The 1,518-nt window shown below is 54.4% G+C and carries 3 protein-coding genes; 2 read left to right on the forward strand and 1 reads right to left on the reverse strand.

All coding sequences use genetic code 11. From position 1 onward, the window contains the following. Positions 1–299: GatB/YqeY domain-containing protein (locus tag GKC03_10090; GenBank protein ID NYT12874.1), on the forward strand; the 299-nt coding region annotated here is incomplete at its 5' end. 50 nt (positions 300–349) lie between these two features. On the opposite strand, the gene GKC03_10095 is transcribed toward GKC03_10090, so the two are convergent. Continuing rightward, positions 350–904, reverse strand: a complete 555-nt coding sequence (locus tag GKC03_10095) for a methyltransferase (GenBank protein ID NYT12875.1) — start codon at positions 902–904, stop codon at positions 350–352. A 108-nt stretch (positions 905–1,012) separates the two neighbouring features. Here GKC03_10095 and GKC03_10100 point away from each other — a divergent pair. After that, the coding region (locus GKC03_10100) for a rhomboid family intramembrane serine protease (protein ID NYT12876.1) at positions 1,013–1,518 on the forward strand (506 nt) is incomplete at its 3' end.

Below are 1,518 nucleotides of genomic sequence, written 5' to 3' on the forward strand. Positions count from 1 at the left end.
CGCGCCTCGCGGACGGGGAGTACGCCAAGGAAGCGTTACCTGATATGTTCCGCATGCTTTCCAAAGGCTCGACGATCGACCAGGCGATACAGGAACTGGGCCTGGAGAGCATGGGCGAGCAGGATGCCTCGCAGATCATCGCCCGGATCGTGAAGGAGAGAGAGGACTTCGTACGCGATAAGGGAACGGGGGCGGTCGGGCCTCTAATGGGCGTGGTGATGGAGGAGCTCAAGGGCAAGGTGGATGGAAAGAAGGCCAACGAGCTCTTGAGGGCCGAGATATCCAAGCTTCTGAGCTAGGAGGTATGGTCTTCGAACTCCTTTTCCAATCCCTGGAGTGCACTAGATACCTACACCTGATCCACAGGTCTCAGTTCCAAGACTGTAAGCTCCTCGAAGAAGAACCCGCGGTTTGCCATCGTTCTTCTTGAGAAGCCCCCATGTCTGGAGAAGAGTTGATCGAGTTCCATCTTGGACGATACCAGTAGGAGCATTCTTCCATTGGTCGTGAGGTGATCCATCACACCATCCAGGAACTTGTCCACCACCTTGATCCCCCCCTCACCACCTGCCCAAGCCTTCTCAAGAGCCCCCTCTTCACTCACCGGGAGATAAGGTGGATTGAAAATGATGAGATCGAACCTCCCCTCTACCACTTCGAAAAGGTCCGATGAAAGCACCACGATGTCTATGCCGTTTAGCTTGGCATTCTCCCGGGTGCATTCCACTGCCCTGGGATTGATGTCCACGGCTGTGACCTTGGCTCCGCTTCTAGCGCAATGGATGGATATGATCCCGGTACCGCAGCCTACCTCCAGTACGCTATCACCCTTTGAGACCTCCACGCATTCCAAGAGGAGAAAGGTGTCATCGTCGGGCCTGTAGACCTCGTCACATTCGTTGATTAGGAGGGAGGGGTCGTATCTCGTGCCATCACCTCAATCTAAGAACGATCTCGGTTGGGACGAAACTGATTTCATGGCATAAGACCTTAAGCCCCTCTCGGTGAACTATTGGACATCTTCTCCATCTTGGCCATTGCGGTGATAGTGGGCTCGTTGATCTTCGGGTTCTGGAAGAAAGTGGATCTGGTTCCCGTGCTGATCATGGCCAACCTCCTGGTGTTCATGCTCACGATAATCTCGCCGTGGAGCGGCGCCTACCAGGTGCAATTCGACCTAGGGTTCAGGCCCGTATACCTGCAGACGGGGGAGAACATATACACAATATTCACCCAGATGTTCGTACACGGGGATATCTGGCACATACTCTTCAACATGCTCTTCCTCTACTTGATAGGAGTTCAGCTGGAGGACCGTATCGGCAAGATCAGGTTCGCGACGGTCTACTTCATCGCCGGCATCGTAGGAGTGGTGGCCGAGTCACTGTTGAACTGGGGCTCCTTTGTGCTTATAATCGGTGCCTCGGGAGCCATCTCCGGCGCAATGGGCGCCATGCTGCTGCTCTATCCGAGGGAGAAAATCCCGTTCTTCCTGGGTCCGATATTTCTCCCAAACAT

The organism is Methanomassiliicoccales archaeon, from assembly GCA_013415695.1.
Lineage (GTDB): Archaea > Thermoplasmatota > Thermoplasmata > Methanomassiliicoccales > JAAEEP01 > JAAEEP01.